Genomic DNA, 20,502 nt, shown 5'->3' on the forward strand with positions numbered 1-20,502 from the left:
CACTTCTCAGAGTATTGGGCAAATTCAGCGGAGAATAGCCAACTCATTTTTTACAGGATTATTCGATGACCCTTGTGATGCTGCACGGTAGTGTAAGCGCTGAACGAATCAGCAATGCATCTTCATTCACCGCAAATCAGTTCAAGCAATTCCTCAAACAGAAAAAAATGTTTTACAGTAAAAAACGCGTTAGCACATTACTCCTACATCATTATCGTTTCCTAATGTCTCTGTCATCGATATCGGTATACGGCCGTCCCGATACAGATATATTGTCCTGGGGCAGTGGCGGCAACGGGCTGCCCGTTATGCATTGTTTGCGAGCAGATATTCAGGATCTATCTGGTTGCTGCCCTTGGGTGGGTGAATGCGGTAACCAAAAATGCTCTGAAATCGTCTGTTTGGGGAAATTGCTGGCCAGTCAAACTATCTGCGAAATCTATGAAGTTGAGCAAAGACGCTTACATAACTACATCGGCCCGGTAATGAACAAGAGCAGCCGTTTTTTCTACCTGCTGCAGCGATACTGTGACTATCAAAAGTCGCTACTTTTTTCGCGGGTCAATGCACTAGCACTCTCTGGCAAGGATGAAGGACGCATTGCCCACACCTGCATTCTAACCATTAAAGGCTATCAATCAGATTTGCTGGGCATGCTCTAAGTTTGCAAACCAATCTGCACTAAAAAGGTGAGGTTGCACTCATTTAGAACCTCTTTTTCCAGGTTGCGCGCAAGTTTTTTCAGTAAGGTTATGATTAAATTTGATTTTTTGTCTTGGCAAAGGATTTGCTTTTATCCTGGCATAAGAGTGAGGCCTCGGCCCACTGTATAATAATAAATTATATTGTCAGTGATATTTCACTGACCACCGGTAATGAAGCCCATAACTGTCCCTTGAGGATAGCTGTGGGTTTTTTTTTGTCTCAGGAAAACGCATATGTCAGCCGAAAAATTCAATCTGTTTTCGTTCACAGGAAAAATGAAGATACTTCATCTTTCCTGGATGGTGTTCTTTATTACCTTCCTCGTGTGGTTCAATATGGCACCGCTCAAGGAGGTCATCGTCAATGATCTGGGCATGAGTATTCAGGAGTGGAAAACACTGTTGATCCTCAACGTTGCGCTCACGATCCCCGCCCGAGTGGTTATCGGTGCGTTAACTGATAAATTCGGCCCAAGAAAAGTCTATTCAGCCCTGCTGCTTATTTCTTCTGTTCCCTGTTTTGCTTTCGCCCTGGCGGATAACTTTACCCAAATGGCATTAGCCCGTTTTGCACTTGGCTTTATTGGTGCAGGCTTTGTTATTGGTATTCGTATGGTGAGTGAATGGTTCCCACCAAAAGAGTTGGGTACTGCTGAAGGTATTTATGGCGGATGGGGTAACTTTGGTTCAGCGGCAGCGGCATTCACCTTACCCACCCTGGCATTACTTTTTGGTGGTGAAGATGGCTGGCGATATGCCATAGGCATTACCGGAGCATTGTGTATTCTGTTTTCTGTTATTTACTACAAAAACGTTTCTGATACGCCAAAAGGTTCAACCTACTTCCGTCCGAAAAACCTGGGCGGTATGGAAGTGACCTCTAAAGGCGACTTCTTCTTCCTGTTGGTGATGAAGCTGCCTATGTATTTAATATTGGCATTGCTGGCGTATAAACTGTCTCCAAGTGGTTTGCCACTGCTTAGTTACACCGCATGCAATCTCATCTATGCTGGATTAACTGCGCTTTACCTGTTCGATGCTTACTCGACATTTAAAGTGAATAAGCCGGTGTTTGAAAAGCCAGTGCCTGAAGCACACCGCTACGAATTCAAGCAGGTGGCAGTATTGAATATTCTTTATTTTGCAACCTTTGGCTCTGAACTGGCCGTTGTTTCCATGCTACCAGCATTTTTTGCTGAAACCTTTGAGTTGAGCATGGCTGTTGCTGGTTTGCTGGCAGGGCTTTATGCCTTTATGAACCTGATGTCTCGTCCTGGTGGTGGCTTAATTTCAGATAAGTTTGGGCGTAAGAAAACGCTTTTGATTCTTACTGCGGGTCTGGCGCTAGGCTATTTCTCACTGAGCCTGATTGATGCATCGTGGCCCATCTGGCTGGCGGTTCTGGCGGTAATGGCTTGCTCGTTCTTCGTTCAGTCAGGAGAAGGTGCGGTGTTTGCGGTTGTGCCACTGATTAAACGTCGTCTTACTGGCCAAATTGCCGGTATGACAGGTGCCTACGGGAACGTAGGTGCGGTAACGTATCTAACAGTTTATGCCATGGTCGATACATCTACATTCTTTCTGGTGATCAGCGGAACCGCCGTGCTTGGTTTTGTCGCATTATTATTTATGAAAGAGCCGAGCGGTACCATTACGGAAGTAAAAGAAGACGGCACCGTTGAACTGATTGAGGTATCCTGATTTAACAGTAAATTAAACGGAATCAGTGCGTGTCGGGTTCAGTGCTTAAAGTCGCGATGGGCGGTCATAGTACCGCCGGAATAAAAGACGAAAATCAGGACGCGTTCGCCGCCTGGCATGGCACCGACGCTGAACTGACTAACAAAGGGGTAACTGCCGTTATTGCGGATGGCGTTTCAGCCTGTTCCCGGGCAAAAGAAGCGTCGCAAATGGCGGTTACCAGCTTTATCAGCGACTATCGGCAAACACCTGTCAGCTGGACAGTAAAAAAAGCCGCAGGCCAAATTCTTACCAGTCTTAATCGCTGGTGCCACAGCCAGGTAGATTATTCTGTTGGCTCGGGCAGTCAGTGTGTCACTACCTTCACGGGTCTTATCTTTAAATCTGCAACCGCATTTGTTTTTCACGCCGGTGATAGTCGGCTCTATCGGTGCGACGCAGGCAATCTTGAGCAAATTACGAAAGATCATACCCTGGGGGGCAACAAAGGCGGATCGCTCATCCGGGCATTGGGTATAGATTCGCGGTTAGAAATTGACTACCAGTCTCTTGAGTTGCGCGGTGGTGATGTGTTCCTGTTGAGTACCGACGGATTACACGGGTTTATCACTGCGGCGGAATTCAAAGAGATATTAAAAGATGCTGATGAAAGTAATCTTGAGCAAAAAGCGGAAGCGCTAACTCGACGGGCCATAGAAAATGGCAGTGACGACAATGTGAGTTGTCTGCTGTTGAAAGTGGTGGCTATTCCCAAACTCAACCTTGAAGAAGCCTGTAAAAAAATTTATTCCCTTGCCATTCCACCTGCCTTGGAGGATGGCATGAAGCTAGAGGGTTATCGTGTTGTCGAAATGCTGTTTAATGGCACCCGCAGTAGCTTATATAAAGTTGTTGAAGAGGCCACAGGGCAGTTGCGTTGTTTGAAAACGCCATCGTCTTATTTTTCTGACGATCCGGTTTATCTCGATGGCTTTCTTCGAGAAGAGTGGGTGGGCAGTACGTTAAATCACCCGCATATCATGAAAATAGTGCCCCGTCCGGCATCAGCAAAATTTATGTATCACATCTGTGAGTATGTGGAAGGGGCTACGTTACGACAGTGGATTATCGACAATCCAGAGCCCTCATTTGACAAGGTGCGAAGACTTATCCTGCAAATGATAAAGGCGCTTCGGGCAATGCAGCGGCAACAAATGGTGCATCGGGATATTAAACCTGAAAATGTCATGCTGACAGACGCAGGCGAAATTAAACTCATTGATTTTGGGACGGTGCTGGTTGCTGCTCACAAAGAAGTCGGGCTGCAATTGCAGGAGGGTACGCCGTTGGGATCGGTGAACTATATTGCACCTGAATACCTAATCCATAATGAAGCAGATTTCCGCAGCGACCTGTTCTCCACCGCAGTAGTGTGCTACGAATTACTTACCGGGAAACTTCCCTACAGTGAAATGAACAGTGATAGTGCAATACCAGTTAACTACCACGCCTGGGATTATGTGCCGCTGAGCCGGTATCGTTCTGATCTCCCCATCTGGCTCGACGAGTGCCTTAAAAAAGCATTACGACCCAACCCCGCCTACCGTTATGAAGCGTTTTCTGAATTTGAAAGCGATTTGCAAACCCCTGGTGTTTCATTAACTCGCCAAACAAAACAAAAACCTTTGATTGAGCGAAATCCTGTCTTGGTTTGGCAGGGAATAAGCGTGATCTTGATGGCTTTACTCGTTCTTTCCTTGTTTCGTCATTAATTGCGCTAAAAGTCGTGAAAAGGTTGCATTGTGTCGCTAAAGTGCAGCGATGAACCGTATTTGTGCATTTTCAATGCACCCTGCATGGATGGTTTGAACGTTATTTGTGCATAAATGCACTACTTTGCTCCAAAAAGCGAAAGACTCATCCTCAGTGATTTTTTAAGTTGTTGATTTTAATGGTGTTAAAAAATTGGCATCGTTGATGCTAAATAGATTTTGTCTGAGAGAGACACACAATTAATTAAATGAAATAGCAATGAAGCTGTTTCAAAAGGCAACGAAGCCCACCGCGATTCATCAGCAGATGAATCGCGGTGGGCTTTTTTTTTGGCTGTAAGGAACCCGAAAATGAATCAGTATGAGAAGTTTGATGGAGTGAAGAAAAAGCTGAAAGGTATCGTGAGTGCATTAGCGCTGGCGGTTTCAGTTTCTGGTGTGATGAGTGCTGGAGTGCAGGCAGCTGAAGAAATTGACTGGCCCGAAAAAGAAGAACTGAAATTTGGTTTTATTAAGCTTACCGACATGGCACCCCTTGCCATTGCATACGAAAAAGGCTTTTTCGAAGACGAAGGTCTGTATGTCACTTTGGAAGCACAAGCAAACTGGAAGGTATTGCTCGACCGTGTAATCGACGGTCAGTTGGATGGCGCACACATGCTGGCAGGCCAACCATTAGGTGCAACGATCGGTTTTGGTACTGAAGCACACATCATTACCGCTTTCAGCATGGACTTAAACGGTAACGGTATTACCGTTTCTAATGACATCTGGAAAGAAATGGAAAAGCACATTCCGGTTGAAGATGGTCAGCCTGTGCACCCAATCAAAGCCGACTACCTGAAGCCTGTTGTCGATAGCTACCGTGAAGCCGGTAAGCCGTTTAACATGGGTATGGTATTCCCGGTTTCTACCCACAACTACGAACTGCGCTACTGGTTAGCCGCGGGTGGTATTCACCCTGGTTATTACGCACCACATAAAGGTGACACGTCAGGTCAAATCGACGCAGAAGCTCTGCTGTCGGTTACTCCGCCACCGCAAATGCCTGCCACCATGGAAGCGGGCACAATCTACGGCTACTGCGTAGGTGAGCCATGGAACCAACAAGCGGTATTCAAAGGTATCGGCGTACCTGTTATCACTGACTATGAAATCTGGAAAAACAACCCAGAAAAAGTATTCGGTGTAAGCAATGTGTGGGCTGAAAAATATCCGAACACGCACCTTCGTGTTGTAAAAGCGATGATTCGAGCAGCGATGTGGCTGGATGAAAACAACAACGCGAACCGTCCTGAAGCAGTAAAAATTCTGTCTAAACCTTCTTATGTGGGTGCAGATGAAGCCGTACTGGCGAACTCTATGACGGGTACATTCGAATACGAAAAGGGCGACAAGCGTGACGTACCTGACTTCAATGTATTCTTCCGTTACAACGCAACCTATCCGTACTACAGCGATGCCATCTGGTATTTAACGCAAATGCGTCGTTGGGGGCAGATTTCAGAATCTAAGCCTGACAGCTGGTACATGGATATGGCGAAGAAAGTATATCGCCCTGATATCTACGCGGTTGCAGCGAAAGCACTGATTGCTGAAGGTAAAGCGAAAGCGGCTGATTTCCCTGACTTCGATTCTGAATCAGGTTTCAAACCGCCACAGAGCGAATTTATCGACGGCGTAACTTACGACGGTACCAAGCCTAACGCTTACCTTGAAAGCTTTGGTATTGGTCTGAAAGGCGACACTGTGCTTTAAGCACAGACAGGAGATACGAAAATGAGTAAGTCAGCGTCTATTGTCACATTCATCGGCTCTAAGGAAAGCAGCATGGGTAAAACGTTACTTTCACACTTACAGGCATTGTTGTTGCCGGTAATTGGTTTACTGCTTTTCCTGGCTGTCTGGAATGGTGTGGCTAAAACCATTGATACGTCACTCGGGCAGTTTCCCGGTCCGGCGCAAGTTTGGGAACAGACGCTGACACTCGTTGGCGAACATAGTGCTCAGCGCGAAAAAGCCGATGCGTTCTACGCCCGACAGGAAGAGCGCAATGCCGCAAGGGTCGCCAAAGACCCAACTTACGAGCCAAAAATTCGTGAGTTTACCGGTGCGCCAACCTTTTTTGACCAAATCTGGACCAGCCTATACACCGTTATGATTGGTTTCTTGATTGCGTCATTAATTGCGGTACCGGTTGGTATTGTGTGCGGCCTGAGCAAATCTGCTTATACCGCTATTAATCCACTGATTCAGCTATTTAAACCTGTTTCTCCCCTGGCCTGGCTACCACTGGTAACCATGGTGGTCAGTGCCCTATATGTTTCAGATGATCCAATGTTCTCGAAGTCCTTTGTGACTTCTGCATTTACCGTATCGCTGTGCTGTTTGTGGCCAACACTGATTAATACCGCTGTTGGGGTATCAAACATCGACAAAGATCTGGTGAACGTGAGTCGCGTTCTGCGCCTCAAGCCCCTTACTCACCTGTCGAAAATTGTTTTGCCTGCATCGATCCCAATGATTTTTACCGGCTTACGTTTGTCGCTGGGTATTGGCTGGATGGTTCTGATTGCCGCAGAAATGTTGGCGCAGAACCCAGGTCTAGGGAAGTTTGTATGGGACGAGTTCCAGAACGGAAGCTCAGATTCACTGGCCCGAATTATGGTTGCTGTATTAACCATCGGTGCTATCGGTTTTGTACTGGACCGCATCATGCTGATGTTGCAACGCATGGTTAGCTGGGACAAAAACAGCGTATTACGCTAATTAAGAGGATATGAGCATGAACGCTAAACATCTCGAACTGACTCAGGTAGGAATCGACTTTCCTACACCTAAAGGCCCTTTTACCGCGTTACGCGACGTTAACCTGAATATCAAAAAAGGGGAGTTTATCTCGCTGATAGGTCACTCAGGTTGTGGTAAGTCGACGGTACTAAATATCGTGGCCGGCCTTCATCAGGCAACCACGGGTGGCGTTATTCTGGATAACGTAGAAGTGAAGGAACCGGGTCCGGAACGCGCCGTGGTGTTCCAAAACCATTCTTTGTTGCCATGGTTGTCGGTTTATAAAAATGTAGAGCTTGCTGTAAAGCAAACGCTGCGTGGCAAGAGTAAAGCCGAGATCAGAGAGTGGGTGATGCACAACCTGGAATTGGTGCACATGACTCACGCCATCGACAAGCTACCTTCAGAAATTTCTGGCGGTATGAAACAACGGGTCGGTATTGCTCGTGCGCTGGCGATGGAACCGAAAGTTCTACTAATGGACGAACCCTTCGGTGCACTGGATGCATTAACCCGTGCACATCTTCAAGACTCGTTAATGGAAATCCACGCGGATTTAGGCAATACCGTTATCATGATTACCCACGATGTAGATGAAGCCGTACTGCTTTCTGATCGCATTGTGATGATGACCAATGGTCCTGCCGCCACAGTAGGCGAAATACTTGAGGTGAATTTGCCTCGTCCCCGCGATCGTCTGGTGCTAGCTGACAATCCGGAATACAACCACTACCGCCATGAAGTGCTGACTTTCTTATATGAAAAACAGAAGAAAGTGGAGCCAGTGAGCGCAAGAAAATCAGGCACGGAAAAAGGCGCGTCATCAAGCAAGACTGACGCCGCTTAAAAAACAACACTTAAATAAAAATCAATGAGATAGCTCGGCCAATTGGATCGGGCGGGCTATCCCTGACTCAAAATCAGAGGAATACACAATGAAACCAACTGCATTTTTCAAAAAAACAGTCGTCGCAGTCGCACTCTCTGGTGCAATTTTCCCTGCGATGGCCGCCGACTGGTATGACGCAATGAAGCAATCTACAGCAACCGCTGATTTTCGTGTGCGTTATGAAGGTGTGGATCAAGACAACGCATTGAAAGATGCTAGTGCACTGACTCTGCGTACGCTGGTTGGTGTGACCACCGGTAGCTACAATGGCTTCTCGGTTACCGCGCAAATGGAAGATGTGCGTATTGCATTTGACCAAGGCGAATACTCTGTGCCGCCTACAGGTTTCAAACCAGGCGAATATTCAGTTGTTGCCGACCCTGAGACCACTGAATTACATCAAGGCTTTGTACAGTACAAAAATGAAAACCTGACCCTGAAAGCCGGTCGTCAAATCATCGCTCTTGATGGACACCGTTTTGTAGGTCACGTTGGCTGGCGTCAGGATTGGCAAACGTTTGATGCCGTTTCTGCAAAATACACCTCTGGTGACCTCACAGCATTCTACGGTTATGTTACTCAGCGTAACCGTATCTTTGCTGAAGCACAGGATCTAGACAGCAAAGATCACCTGGTTAACGTGTCCTATGTTAGCCCTATCGGTAAGTTCACGGGTTATGCTTACTTGCTGGAAGTTGATAACGATACCAACAACTCATTAGATACCTACGGTATCAGCTATGCAGGCAGCACTGAACTCGATGGATTCAAACTGATTTATAACGCTGAATTTGCTACCCAAAGTAATGACTCTGGCGCTGCCAGCTACGATGCCGACTATCTGATGTTGGAAGGTGGTGCCGTAGTATCTGGTTTCACCGGAAAGGTTACCTATGAAGTATTGGGTTCAGATGACGGCATGTACGGTTTCTCAACGCCGTTAGCAACGCTACACAAATTTAACGGTTGGAGTGACCAATTCCTGGCAACACCAGCGCAAGGTCTTGAAGATTTGTCATTCACCGTCACTGGCCCGCTCTTTGGTGGTAAAGTGTTAGCTGCCTACCATGAGTTTGATGCTGATGAAGCTACGGCAGAAATCAGTGATCTGGGTAGTGAACTTAATTTACAATATGTGACGAAGTTTGCAGAACATTTCTCACTCGGTGTTAAGTATGCGACCTACGATGCCGGTGACATTAAAGTGGATACAGATAAAGTATGGGTGTGGGTAGGCTTAAAATTCTAAACAATCAGACAACCGGGGTTATTCTCTGCGGTGGAAAGTCATCCAGAATGGGGCGGGATAAGTCCCGCTTGAAACTGGGGGGCAGCACGTTACTCGACGTCACGCGTCAGCGTCTTTCAATTGTAACAGACAACGTGTTCACTGCAGGCCGGGAAGATTGTGATTTTATCGATATCTACAAAGACAAAGGGCCTGCTATGGCCCTTTTCAGTTTGCTTGAACAAGCTGACGTTGAGGACGGGGCAAGGCTACTTTGCATGCCGGTAGATATGCCGCTGTGTTCTGTAGCTTGTTTACAAGCTGCCCTTGATGCCAGTCGTACTGCGAACTGTAGCGTGTATGCATTAGATGCAGTGATGCCATTAGTGTTGTTGTACTCGGAAGAAGGGTTTCGTCAGTTGCAGCAGCGCACAGCAGAAAACGCATCTTTATCGTTACGGGGCTTACTTCATTGTTTTAACGGCGAAGCAGTTGATTTACTGCGTTTTGGGAACGAACTCATGAATGTGAACGATCCCGACGACTGGGCAAAAATCAACGAGCTGACGAAATAAAAACGGGTAGCCGTTTACGCCGTTAGCCACCCCTTTGACACCGCCAAATCCAACTGTTCGTTCACATAGGCCCACAATTTAGGTGCACAATGCTCAAGATGGGCATTTCTGGCCAGAATTTTACTTTTCGCTACGTTGTGGCGAACCCAACTTCCACCTTCTGCTGCCATATTCTGGAACACCGGTAAAACCCGATCCATGGCTTTGGCAAATTTAGCATCTGCGGTTTCTGCCGCTTCGAACTCATGCCACAAAGCATGAAGATGTTTCCCCGGGGCGTCAGGCAGCAAGCCGAAAATGCGGTCTGCGGCAGCGAATTCTTTAGCTTCTTGTTCTGCATGGTCTGCCACTTCCGCAAAGGCAAATAGGTCACCGGCATCAATTTCCACCAGATCGTGGATCAGTATCATCTGCGTGACGCGCTGAATGTCTATCGCCTGCTCGGCATAAGGCGCTAACACGTTAGCCATTAACGCCACATGCCAGCTATGCTCTGCACTATTTTCCTGTCGATCGCCATCGCAAGGTAAACGTACCTGTCGCTTCACGGCTTTAAGTTGATCGAGTTCGCGGATGAAATTGGCAAAGGCCTGAATATCGCTCATTGCTATCTCCAAAAAATAAGCTCCAAATAAAAAACGCGCCATTCGGGCGCGTTTTTCAAATCATATTTGTGTTACTGCTGAGAAAGCCAAACAACCAAATCTCTAACGTCATCGAAAGTCATGCCTTGTACAAAGGTTGCCTTGTATTTACCGTTTACGATAAATGTTGGCGTACCGGTCACGTCTTTACGATATTGTTCCTGAATTTTCAGGTTTTTCTTCACCATATTGTCAACGGAGAAGTTAGATGTTTTCGCTAACTTATCGAACTCTTCCGGATCGACATCATTAACCACAAAGATGTTTTTCAGATCAGACATTCCACCTACTGAGGCACGTTGCTGATGAATGTAGTTAAAGATTGCACCGTTCAACTCATCTTCGCGTTTTAACACGCGACCAATCATCATGGCGCGGGTGGCGTCATCCTGTACTGATTCGTCAGCACCAGGCATGAAGTTTACGTGGATCTTGGTAAACTTTACGTTTTCTGGCAGGGCTTTTTTGATTTCGGCTACCACTGGCTCGAAACGGAAGCAGTGACCGCACCAGAAGGAAGCGAACTCATAAACCGTAGGCTTTGACGTTGCCGGCTGGTCTAATACTTCGTAATGGGTTCCTTCTTTCCACTTAACGTCATCTGCGCAAGCCTGCAGAGGAAGCAGCAGGGCAGTCAACAGAAATAAAGCAATTTTTTTCATCGGTTAACAATCCATAATACAAAATCAAAAAAAGAGTACCACAGTGATCCCGTGTCGACTAGCGTTCACGACAAGATGTCGCAAACGCGAGTTAACAGCAAGTTTGGGCTTAAGTCTGGATTAATAACCCAGTTTTAGCGGAGGCTCGTGGAGCGCTGCCAATTGTTCTTTAAGCGCAAGGATCTGCCCTTCCCAGTATTTGTCTTCGGCAAACCAGGGAAACGCCCGCGGAAATGCCGGGTCTTCCCAGCGTTGAGACAACCAAGCCATATAATGCACCATACGCATGGCACGAAGCGGCTCAATCAGCGCAAGTTGGTTGTTGTCGAAGCTGTGGAATTCTTCGTAAGCTTCTACCAGCACATCCAATTGCAGCAGTTGTTGTTGCCTGTCACCACACAGCATCATCCACAAATCCTGGATGGCTGGCCCCATACGACAATCATCTAAGTCCACAAACATGGGACCGTCTCGCCAGAGAATGTTTCCTGGGTGACAGTCGCCATGAAGGCGAATAAGCTTGGTTGCGCCATACCGCTTTTGGGTTTCTTTAATCAGTGGGTCAAGAATAGCAAAAAAGGCGGTCTCTAAATGGCCAGGCAATAGTCGGCTTGTGGTGAGGATTTCCCGGGGTTTATCGAGAAAATTCTGCAGATTAAGTTCGGGCCGAAATTGGAAAGGTTTAGCCTGCGCGACGCGATGCATGCGGCCGATGAAGCGTCCCATCCACTCAAGCTGATCGAGGTTATCAACCTCAAACTGGCGTCCACCGGCAGACGGAAATACAGCAAAACGGAATCCGCATGCATGGTGCAGGGTTTTCCCGTCGACTTCCATCGGCGCCACCAGTGGAATATCGGCATCGGCGATTTCTTTGGCGAAACTGTGTTCTTCAAGGATTTGTTCATCGCTCCAGCGGCTGGGGCGATAGAATTTTACCACCAGGCGCTGACCGTCATCGGCCTTGAACTGGTAAACCCGGTTTTCATAGCTGTTCAGCGCCAGCAAGCCAGATTCTGGGTAAATCCGGCAGCTTTCAAGGGCGTCTAATACGGTGTCAGGGCTTAAGCCCGCAAAGGCAAAATCGCCTTGTTCTTTACTATCTGTAGAGGAATTTTGTTGGTTCATCGACTTCCACAACATTGCCCTCAGCATCTTCGGTCCGGACATGGAAATAAATGTCTGTCACCGCCTCGCTAAGGTTCTTCGGAGAGGTTTCCAGAGATAGTGGCATACTGAAGACTTCTCCGCCACCAACAGTTACTGTGGTATCGGCTAAAATATTGTAGCTAGCTAAACCTTTCACCTCGATAGTGTAGGTATGGGTGTCCTGAGATTTGTTCAGAATTTTGATGGTGTAGACGTTTTCTACATTGCCCCGGCCGTTTTCCCGAAACAGGGAGTTGCGATCACGTATCAGGTCGACTTCTAATGGTGAGCGAGTGAGAATATCTGCCATGAGCAGGCCAATCATCACTAACAGTACCACGAAATAGCCAATCAGTTTGGGCCGCACAATATTTGTATGGCCTCCAGTAAGACGCTCTTCAGACGTAAAACTAATCAGCCCTTTGGGGTAGTTCATTTTCTCCATGACGCCATTGCAGGCATCTACGCAGGCACCGCAGTTAATACATTCATATTGTAGCCCATTGCGAATATCGATACCGGTAGGGCATACCTGTACACACAGGTTACAGTCGATACAATCACCGAGCGCTTTGTCAGCCAATTCTTCATGTTTCAGTTTACGGGGGCGAGGTCCACGTTTCTCCCCTCGATTGTAATCGTAAGAAACCGTAAAGGTGTCTTTATCGAACATGGCAGACTGAAAGCGGGCGTAAGGACACATGTGGGTACACATGATTTCCCGCATCCAACCGGCATTCCCATAGGTACAACCTGCGAAGAACAGAATTGAAAATACCGCCCAGAAACTGGCATTGAAGGTAAAAAAGTCGATAAACAATGCACCAATCGGTGTGAAGTAGCCCACAAAGGTGAGCGCGGTGAGCAGGGCAACAGAAAGCCAGGCAATGTGCTTGAGTGATTTGCGCCAGAACTTATCGAAGTCGAGAGGGCGTTCATCCAGCTTAATGCGCTTGTTACGGGGCCCTTCGATTTTTTCTTCAAACCACACATACATATAAACCCAGGTGGTTTGCGGGCACATAAATCCACACCAAACCCGCCCGGCGAAAGTGGTGACAAAAAACAGCGCGAATGCACCAACAATAAAAATATAAGCCAGTAACGTGAGATCTTGCGGCCACAGCGTGAGACCAAAAATGGTAAAACGCTGGTTCATAATATCCAACAAGATAGCCTGATGCCCGTCGTATTGAATCCAGGGGATGAGCGCAAAAAGACCAACAAAAACAAAGCCAAATAAGCGGCGGAACGTCTCGATAGGGCCCTTAACGGCACGAACATAAATTTGGCTGCGAGCCGATGGGCGTTTTTTATTACTGCCACCGGGCGGCTGATGCACTTTTACCGGAGAGACGTTTTTGACCTGAATTTGTTCGCTCATGAAGGCAACCTTACTGACACAGGTGTCTGTTATTTGCTGCCAGTATAGCAAGAGTAAATAAGCCAGACTTAATACAGATCAAGAAAAAAAGCGCATAACAGTCTGTTCCGGCTTATTAAAAACAATATTCAGGTATAAAACTCAAACTATTTAATTAGCTTTCAGGCGGTTATATTCTCAACAGGTTATCAGGTTAAATATAAAGCCGTGTCTCTGCTGTCTGAATGAGATTGGCTTTGCGATTACAGGGTCAGGTTAATCAGATGTGGCGTGGTTTTTTGGTGATTTCAGAGATAGCAGTACTGATCTTTGTGCTCCGTTTGCCAATGGTTCAGTATATTTTTAAAGATGCTCAGGCTGAAGTGAGCAGTTGGTACGAATATGTCGCCACTTGGCAGGAACGCAAAGAGTTGGAATCTCTGCTATCGGTAACGGCACCCATGCGGGAACAACTTCGTCCGTTCCAACAGGATTATGTCGATGAAATCCTGCAAAGTCGCGACAGCATCATCTCTTTTCATCACACCTATTGCGTAACCGACGATATTAACCCCTTTATTAGTGGTGGCGAGTTGAGGCATTTTTGCGCCGCCATCGCGAGTACGGAACTGCTGTCTCACTCGCTTTGAATACCCGTAATTTTCATACAACAATCTAAAATTCACTTTTCATTTTTTCGTTAATCTCCCACGTCGTCCGATGACTAGCATGGTCTAATTTTTCAATTTGAGGCAGGCTAAAAAACACTCATAATGAAGACGGTTTTAACAGTGTTATTTGGTCACTCGCGTTTATTTTGTAGTGTGTTAATGATTTATGGTTTTCTGCTGGCTTACCCGGCTGCGGCAGATAATAAAGAACCCCGAATCTTAGAATGGGAGTATCTTGTACCTCCTGAAGAATTGTTAGTGTTAAAAAATATGCCTGATTCAGTGCGTCAAGTTCAAGATGGCTCTGAGGATGATAAAATCAGTAGTCGTATTCAATCGGGTATCGCTGCACCAACCAACGATTATGAACGAGCGTTAGTATCGACTAATGGCGTTAAAAAACTCGATGGTCAATCAATTCGTATTCCCGGGTTTATGGTTCCACTGGATTTCACAGAATCAGGAAAAATTGTTAGTTTCTTCTTAGTGCCCTATTTTGGCGCCTGCATGCATCTGCCGCCACCTCCTCCCAACCAAATCATCTATGCGGAATACAAGCAGGGAGTAGATTGGACTTTTGATGCTGTCTGGCTTTCAGGTACCTTGCATTTAGCCTTGACAGAGAATGAACTTGCGACAGCTGTTTATTCGATGTCTGATGTTAGCGTTGCTACTTTTTGATATGAGTGCAGTTTAAAATATCTACTATCGTTCAGTGTCTGTTCATTTGAGTGTGGTATAAATAGGTTGCTGTGAAAAATCGAAAGCGAAGTTAGTTGCCAGTATAGTAAACGTATTGCCCGTTGCTGACACAATGGAACAAATTGGCAGCGAGAGGCTCTAAGTGATGTACGGAGGTAGTTTTACGAAGCTGCTCGTAGTGTTTCGTAATGGTATCGGGCAACACTGTGTATTGGTATTTCAATTGAGGAGTCATAAAATGAATTCTGTTTGGAAAATAATACTGGTTTCTTTGGCTGCAGGGAGCTCCCTTGCATCTACTCAGTCCAGTGCCGCAACTGCGGAAATAGTCTGGCAGAATCCAGAAAAGTACGCAGATGTAAGGCCGACGAATGAAAGTCGGGTTAAGTTTCGTGAACGCACTTTCGAGGCCCTCGATAAGTACGTGGGGGAACTCGCTGAAAAGCTGCCTGAGAAAGAAAAATTATCAATGACCGTCACCAATCTGGATCTTGCGGGGCAGGTATGGCCAAGCAGTTTCGTATTTGGCAACGCTACAGGCAGTGACGTTCGCATCATCAAGCGTGTGGACATTCCCCGAATTTCGTTTTCTTATTCGCTCACTGATGAGAGTGGAAAAGTATTAAAAAGTGCTGATGTGAAGTTAAAAGACATGAGCTTTCTTGATAATCCATCCACGTTCAGACAAAACGAATATCTGGGATATGAGAAAGCGATGTTGAAAGATTGGTTCGATGAAGAAATGGCCGATGCTCTCGCACAAAACTAACGTTTAGCAAACTGCTCGTTTACAAAAAACCTGACGTCGCTCAGGTTTTTTTATGCCCGCTCCTCGATAAAATTTACATATAAATTTAACCTAATATTCCTGCAGCCCTTACTACGCAAAACCTGTAGACCAGTTGGTCAAAATAATGTCAGTTTTGGTCAAAAAGTTGTCATTTCTCTGTAGTATTTTCTTTATACTCTTCAACTGCACTTTGGGACAGTTTCTAATAACAAGCAGGAGCAACAATAATGAAAGCACCTATCGTGCTTCCTTTGGTATTGGGGATTACAGCCTCAGTCTCTGCCAGTGGCAGTGACTTGCTGATATCTCAGTACGTCGAGGGAAGTAGTAGCAATAAAGCATTGGAACTCTACAATCCAACGACAGAAAGTGTGTCTCTCAGTGGTTATACCATTTCCGTATACAATAATGGTGGCTTGTCAGCCAGTTCCATTGTTGATTTAAGTGGTTCTATCGCGCCGGGCGGTACGTTAGTTATTGCGCAATCAGGCGCGGAAGATGCGTTGAAGGCCCTGGCCGATGAGTTGACAACTCAGAGTCTGTACAATGGTGATGATGCCATTATTCTCACCGATGACGCGGGCAACATACTCGACAGTATTGGTCAGCTCGGTGTCGATCCGGGTTCATCCTGGAGCGAAGGTGGCCTGTCTACCAAAGACCAAACCCTCATCCGTAATAGCTCAGTGACCACGGGCGATATCAACCCTAACGATGCCTATGGACTCGGCGAGTGGGTTGGCCTGCCTCAGAACGATTACACCGGTCTGGGCTCTCACGACTACGATGGTGGTGGTGATGGCGACGGTGGTGGCGATGGCGGCGGCGAAGATGAAGATCTCGGCGGCGTTTGTACCAATTGCCCTGATATCGATAAAGTGGCTGACGCCTCGACGTTTGATCCTGCTGTTTATTATGCTGCAGTGCAGTCTGAAATCGACGCCGGTTCTGATACCGCTATTATTCGTCAAATTCTCAGTGAAACGATCTCTGGTCAGCACGTACTGACGTACAGTGAAGTGTGGACTGCCTTAACGGAAACCGACGAAGATCCTGCGAATCCTGACAACATCCTGTTGATTTACTCAGGCAACTCTATTCCAAAGTCAGAAAATGGTTCGGGCAGCGATTCATCGCAGCCTGATTACTGGAACCGTGAGCATAGCTGGCCGAAAAGTCATGGCTTTAGCAGTTCAAGCGCGGAAGCTTATACTGATATTCAGCACCTACGCCCTTCTGATATCACGGTAAACAGCTCACGTGGCAATCTGGATTTTGATTATTCTGATGCGCCTCTGCCGGAAGCGCCTGCTAACCGCCGTGACAGCGATTCCTTCGAGCCTCGCGATGCGGTGAAAGGCGATATTGCCCGTCAAATGCTGTACATGGATATCCGCTACGAAGGCGCGGGTAGTGATGTTACACCAGACTTAACGCTGGTTAACCGCATCACCAGTTCTGGCGAACCTTCGCTGGGTAAACTGTGTACCTTGCTTGCGTGGAATGATGCTGACCCGGTTGATGTTGTTGAGACTAACCGTCAAAGTGCAATCTACGAATATCAGGGCAACCGTAACCCGTTTGTTGACCATCCTGAGTGGGTGAGCCTGTTCTATAGTGCTGATAGCTGTGATGCAGTAGAGCCAGAACCAACGCCTGATCCCGAGCCAGAGCCAGAACCAGAACCGACTCCGGTACCAAGTGGATTCTCACCGCTCACACTGACAGGTGTTTTTGATGGCCCGTTGAGTGGCGGTACACCAAAAGGTATCGAACTGTTCGTTAATCAAAACATCGACGACTTAAGCACCTGTGGTGTGGGCAGTGCAAATAATGGTGGTGGCACTGACGGCGAAGAATTTACCTTCCCAGCAGTCTCTGCGGTTGCAGGCCAGTTTATTTACATCGCCAGCGAATCTGCAGGTTTCGAAGCTTTCTTCGGCTTTGCACCTGACTATACCAGTGGCGCAATGTCGATTAATGGTGACGACGCTATTGAAGTATTCTGTGACGGTGAAGTTGTTGATCTTTACGGCGACATCAACACCGATGGCACAGGTGAAGCCTGGGATCACTTAGACAGCTGGGCATACCGTATTGCCGGTGGTCCATCATCTACCTTTGATGTTGCCAACTGGGAAGTGGCCGGCACCAATGTGTTCGATGGCGAAACCAGCAATGCAACGGCAGCTGTACCGTTCCCAATTGGTACCTACGTTACTCCAGCTACAGAACTGTTCTTCTCTGAATACATTGAAGGTAGCTCTAACAACAAAGCGCTGGAAATTGTGAACCTCACATCTGCACCTGTTGATTTGAGTGCTTACGATGTTCAGATGTTCATTAATGGTCGCGACTACGCAGGTCAAACTTTCACATTAAGCGGCACATTAGCGCCGGGCGATGTGTATGTATTGGCAAACAGCGGCTCAGACAGTGCCATCCTTGCGGTTGCCGATCTCACCAGTGGCTCTTTAACCTTCAACGGCGACGACGCTATTGTGTTACGCAATAACGGTGAAATCGTTGATAGCTTTGGCCGTATTGGCGAAGACCCAGGTTCTTACTGGCAGGGCGGTGATGTTCGCACGCAAAACCGCACACTGGTGCGTAATGCTGCGATTACCGAAGGCGATACAGAAGCCTATGACGAATTCGATCCTAGCCTTGAGTGGGATGTTTACGACCAGGATACGTTCCAGTTCCTTGGCGCTTATGGCAGCTCAGACGGCGGTGGCGGTGACGACATCGGTGTTTGTGGCGACGAAGCAACCTTTATCAGTGAAGTACAGGGTTCAGGTGCTGAATCTCCATTGACTGGCCAAAGCGTGGTTATCGAAGCTATCGTTACTCATGTAACACCTGCACTGGAAGGTCTCTGGGTTCAGGAAGAAGCGGCGGATTCCGATGGTGATGACACCACATCTGAAGGTGTATTTATTGCAAGTACTTCGCTTATCGAAGTTGTTACCGAAGGTGACGTGATTCGTGTTGCAGGTAATGTGACTGAAGATTACGGTCGCACTCTTGTTGAAGCTACATCTGACGCACTGATTTGTGGCACTGGCGCAGTCACGCCGGTAGTGATTTCATTACCGATGGAAAGTGCTGACAGCTTTGAAAAATACGAAGGCATGGTGGTAACTAGCAATGCAAACTGGACCATCAGCAACATCTATCCTTACAGCGATTTTGGCGAAGTGTGGGTGTCTACAGAACGTCTGTTCAATCCTACACAAATCCATTTGCCCGGTACTGAAGCATCAGCTGCACTGGCTGCAAGTAATGCTCTGGATGTATTAATCATCGACGACAACGCTGACGGCTATGCTTCTGAGTGGATGTTACCTGAGGGGGGCTTCAATCCGGACAATACCATTCGCTCTGGCGACCTGATCACAGGCGTAACGGGTGTGATGGATTACGGTTACTCCGCTTACCGTATTCGTCCTACGGAAGTGCCTTCACTGGTAGCAGAAAACTACCGTGAAAGTTCACCCGATGTGGAAGAAGGTAACTTGAAGGTTGCTAGCTTCAACGTACTGAACCTGTTTAATGGTGATGGTAACGGCGAAGGTTTCCCTACGGAGCGTGGTGCAGATTCACTGTCAGAATACGAGCGTCAGTTAGCGAAAATCGTTAACGCGCTGGTTGAGATCGACGCTGATGTACTGGGCCTGATGGAAATCGAAAACGATGGTTTTGGCCCGTTAAGCGCGGTTGCACAGCTTACCGAAGCCTTAAACGATGAGTTCGGTGAAGGCACGTATGCTTACGTTGATGCTGGTGGCGACCAACTGGGCACCGATGCAATTACCTCAGGTATTCTGTATCGTCCAGCCGTGGTAACACCTGTAGGTTCGCCAGCTATTCTGCTGGAAGCGAATAGTATCGTTGACGAAGAAGGTCCGTTGTTCGTGGATTACGGTAACCGGCCTTCACTGTCTCAACTGTTCACCCACATTGAGTCGGGTAAAACATTTGCTGTTGACGTAAACCACCTGAAGTCAAAAGGTTCAAGCTCAAGCTGTCAGGAAGATGGCGATTTAGAGCAAGGCTACTGTAATCGTAAGCGTACCCGGGCTGCGATTGCTATTACTGCGTTCTTAGAGCAAACCTATGGCGACACGGCGACTATTCTGCTGGGCGACTACAACGCTTACGCAAAAGAAGATCCTATTCAGGTATTGGCATCGGCGGGTTATGCAGATTCTGTTGCCGAAATGAAAGGTAATGCATCTTACAGCTACTCTTATGATGGCCTGGCAGGAACACTGGATTACATGCTGGTGAACCAAGCGGCTATGGACATGATGGTAGACGTAAACGAATGGCACATTAACAGTGATGAGCCTGAATTTTACGATTACAACGAAGAGTACAAGCCGGCTTCATTCCTGAATGAACTGGTATATCGCGCTTCTGACCACGATCCTGTGATTGGTACTTATCTGCTGGAAGCAGAAGAAGAGCCAGTAACCGGCGACTGGGATGGTGATGGCGATGTCGACCGTGATGATATCACTGCACTGATGCGAGCCATTTTTGCCCGTCAGGAAATTGATATGTCATTCGACCTGAACAACGATGGCCGTGTAAATGCACGCGACATCGGTGCTATGCGTCGTATGTGTACCCGCAGAGGCTGTGCTACGGAAGATGCTACGCCATCAGGCCGTGGCCGCACCCTTACTTCCGCGGTTACGACTAAAGCGGCAGCGATATCAAGCTTGTTAAATCGCAACCGTTAATCTGGTCATAAAACTATGTTTAAAAGCGCTCGGTTAACGCCGGGCGCTTTTTTTGTGTGTTTTACCATCAAAAAGCCCCTTCATTTTTACTTTCATTGCACATCAGTGCATGCTTAAGCATATTGATACAAA

General features: G+C 47.2%; 16 protein-coding genes. 12 read left to right on the forward strand and 4 right to left on the reverse strand.

Translation table 11 applies throughout. The features are described 5' to 3' along the window. Nucleotides 1-65: 65 nt before the first annotated feature. From ACXAGX_RS16915 to mobA, 8 genes are all read left to right on the forward strand, one after another. Nucleotides 66-662 (forward strand): hypothetical protein, encoded by a 597-nt coding sequence (locus ACXAGX_RS16915; RefSeq protein WP_474839751.1) that lies wholly within the window; start codon nt 66-68, stop codon nt 660-662. A gap of 276 nt (nt 663-938) precedes the next feature. After that, nucleotides 939-2,405: a NarK family nitrate/nitrite MFS transporter gene (locus ACXAGX_RS16920; RefSeq protein WP_474822893.1), complete on the forward strand. Its 1,467-nt coding sequence runs from the start codon at nt 939-941 to the stop codon at nt 2,403-2,405. Nucleotides 2,406-2,434: 29 nt separating this feature from the next. Continuing rightward, nucleotides 2,435-4,156: a bifunctional protein-serine/threonine kinase/phosphatase gene (locus tag ACXAGX_RS16925; protein WP_474839753.1), complete on the forward strand. Its 1,722-nt coding sequence runs from the start codon at nt 2,435-2,437 to the stop codon at nt 4,154-4,156. Nucleotides 4,157-4,597: 441 nt separating this feature from the next. Continuing rightward, entirely contained in the window at nt 4,598-5,914 is a 1,317-nt protein-coding gene (locus ACXAGX_RS16930) for a CmpA/NrtA family ABC transporter substrate-binding protein (protein ID WP_474823642.1), read from the forward strand. A gap of 21 nt (nt 5,915-5,935) precedes the next feature. After that, on the forward strand, nt 5,936-6,925 hold the full coding sequence (locus ACXAGX_RS16935; protein ID WP_474839755.1) for an ABC transporter permease: 990 nt from the start codon (nt 5,936-5,938) through the stop codon (nt 6,923-6,925). 16 nt (nt 6,926-6,941) lie between these two features. Continuing rightward, the gene (locus tag ACXAGX_RS16940; protein WP_474822904.1) at nt 6,942-7,793 is read left to right on the forward strand and encodes an ABC transporter ATP-binding protein; all 852 of its coding nucleotides are present in this window, start codon (nt 6,942-6,944) and stop codon (nt 7,791-7,793) included. An 88-nt stretch (nt 7,794-7,881) separates the two neighbouring features. After that, nucleotides 7,882-9,084, forward strand: a complete 1,203-nt coding sequence (locus tag ACXAGX_RS16945) for an alginate export family protein (RefSeq protein WP_474839757.1) — start codon at nt 7,882-7,884, stop codon at nt 9,082-9,084. Next, complete coding sequence (gene mobA, locus ACXAGX_RS16950; protein ID WP_474839759.1) at nt 9,057-9,638, forward strand: molybdenum cofactor guanylyltransferase; 582 nt, start codon at nt 9,057-9,059, stop codon at nt 9,636-9,638. Before ACXAGX_RS16945 ends, mobA begins: the two co-directional genes overlap by 28 nt. A 14-nt stretch (nt 9,639-9,652) precedes the next feature. Here the strand turns inward: mobA and ACXAGX_RS16955 are convergent, their stop codons facing one another. From ACXAGX_RS16955 to ccoG, 4 genes are all read right to left on the reverse strand, one after another. Then, nucleotides 9,653-10,243, reverse strand: coding sequence for an HD domain-containing protein (locus ACXAGX_RS16955; protein WP_474822913.1), 591 nt, complete (start codon nt 10,241-10,243; stop codon nt 9,653-9,655). Between the two features lie 71 nt (nt 10,244-10,314). Then, nucleotides 10,315-10,944, reverse strand: a complete 630-nt coding sequence (locus ACXAGX_RS16960) for a thiol:disulfide interchange protein DsbA/DsbL (RefSeq protein WP_474839761.1) — start codon at nt 10,942-10,944, stop codon at nt 10,315-10,317. Nucleotides 10,945-11,064: 120 nt separating this feature from the next. Next, nucleotides 11,065-12,072: a serine/threonine protein kinase gene (locus ACXAGX_RS16965; protein WP_474822919.1), complete on the reverse strand. Its 1,008-nt coding sequence runs from the start codon at nt 12,070-12,072 to the stop codon at nt 11,065-11,067. After that, on the reverse strand, nt 12,044-13,477 hold the full coding sequence (ccoG, locus tag ACXAGX_RS16970; protein ID WP_474822922.1) for a cytochrome c oxidase accessory protein CcoG: 1,434 nt from the start codon (nt 13,475-13,477) through the stop codon (nt 12,044-12,046). Before ccoG ends, ACXAGX_RS16965 begins: the two co-directional genes overlap by 29 nt. Before the next feature lie 224 nt (nt 13,478-13,701). Between ccoG and ACXAGX_RS16975 the strand changes: the two genes are divergently transcribed. The 4 genes from ACXAGX_RS16975 to ACXAGX_RS16990 all read left to right on the forward strand — a co-directional run bounded on the left by ACXAGX_RS16975 (nt 13,702) and on the right by ACXAGX_RS16990 (nt 20,370). Continuing rightward, the gene (locus ACXAGX_RS16975) at nt 13,702-14,106 is read left to right on the forward strand and encodes a hypothetical protein (RefSeq protein ID WP_474822925.1); all 405 of its coding nucleotides are present in this window, start codon (nt 13,702-13,704) and stop codon (nt 14,104-14,106) included. 123 nt (nt 14,107-14,229) lie between these two features. Next, nucleotides 14,230-14,808 carry a DUF3299 domain-containing protein gene (locus tag ACXAGX_RS16980; protein WP_474839763.1) on the forward strand — a complete coding sequence of 193 codons (579 nt, stop codon included), beginning with the start codon at nt 14,230-14,232 and terminating at the stop codon, nt 14,806-14,808. 259 nt (nt 14,809-15,067) lie between these two features. Beyond that, nucleotides 15,068-15,598, forward strand: a complete 531-nt coding sequence (locus ACXAGX_RS16985) for a DUF3016 domain-containing protein (protein WP_474822931.1) — start codon at nt 15,068-15,070, stop codon at nt 15,596-15,598. Between the two features lie 248 nt (nt 15,599-15,846). Next, nucleotides 15,847-20,370: an ExeM/NucH family extracellular endonuclease gene (locus ACXAGX_RS16990; RefSeq protein WP_474839765.1), complete on the forward strand. Its 4,524-nt coding sequence runs from the start codon at nt 15,847-15,849 to the stop codon at nt 20,368-20,370. The last annotated feature ends 132 nt before the right edge of the window (nt 20,371-20,502 follow it).

The organism is Alteromonas sp. ABV4_515, assembly GCF_056160345.1.

Bases quoted from the DNA above. Each gene is read 5' to 3' on its own strand.
- mobA (WP_474839759.1), top strand. From the start codon at position 9,057: ATGGGTGTGGGTAGGCTTAAAATTCTAAACAATCAGACAACCGGGGTT.
- ACXAGX_RS16965 (WP_474822919.1), bottom strand. From the start codon at position 12,072: ATGAACCAACAAAATTCCTCTACAGATAGTAAAGAACAAGGCGATTTT.
- ACXAGX_RS16930 (WP_474823642.1), top strand. From the start codon at position 4,598: ATGAGTGCTGGAGTGCAGGCAGCTGAAGAAATTGACTGGCCCGAAAAA.
- ACXAGX_RS16920 (WP_474822893.1), top strand. From the start codon at position 939: ATGTCAGCCGAAAAATTCAATCTGTTTTCGTTCACAGGAAAAATGAAG.
- ACXAGX_RS16975 (WP_474822925.1), top strand. From the start codon at position 13,702: ATGAGATTGGCTTTGCGATTACAGGGTCAGGTTAATCAGATGTGGCGT.
- ccoG (WP_474822922.1), bottom strand. From the start codon at position 13,477: ATGAGCGAACAAATTCAGGTCAAAAACGTCTCTCCGGTAAAAGTGCAT.
- ACXAGX_RS16945 (WP_474839757.1), top strand. From the start codon at position 7,882: ATGAAACCAACTGCATTTTTCAAAAAAACAGTCGTCGCAGTCGCACTC.
- ACXAGX_RS16985 (WP_474822931.1), top strand. From the start codon at position 15,068: ATGAATTCTGTTTGGAAAATAATACTGGTTTCTTTGGCTGCAGGGAGC.
- ACXAGX_RS16955 (WP_474822913.1), bottom strand. From the start codon at position 10,243: ATGAGCGATATTCAGGCCTTTGCCAATTTCATCCGCGAACTCGATCAA.
- ACXAGX_RS16960 (WP_474839761.1), bottom strand. From the start codon at position 10,944: ATGAAAAAAATTGCTTTATTTCTGTTGACTGCCCTGCTGCTTCCTCTG.
- ACXAGX_RS16990 (WP_474839765.1), top strand. From the start codon at position 15,847: ATGAAAGCACCTATCGTGCTTCCTTTGGTATTGGGGATTACAGCCTCA.
- ACXAGX_RS16935 (WP_474839755.1), top strand. From the start codon at position 5,936: ATGAGTAAGTCAGCGTCTATTGTCACATTCATCGGCTCTAAGGAAAGC.
- ACXAGX_RS16940 (WP_474822904.1), top strand. From the start codon at position 6,942: ATGAACGCTAAACATCTCGAACTGACTCAGGTAGGAATCGACTTTCCT.
- ACXAGX_RS16980 (WP_474839763.1), top strand. From the start codon at position 14,230: ATGAAGACGGTTTTAACAGTGTTATTTGGTCACTCGCGTTTATTTTGT.
- ACXAGX_RS16915 (WP_474839751.1), top strand. From the start codon at position 66: ATGACCCTTGTGATGCTGCACGGTAGTGTAAGCGCTGAACGAATCAGC.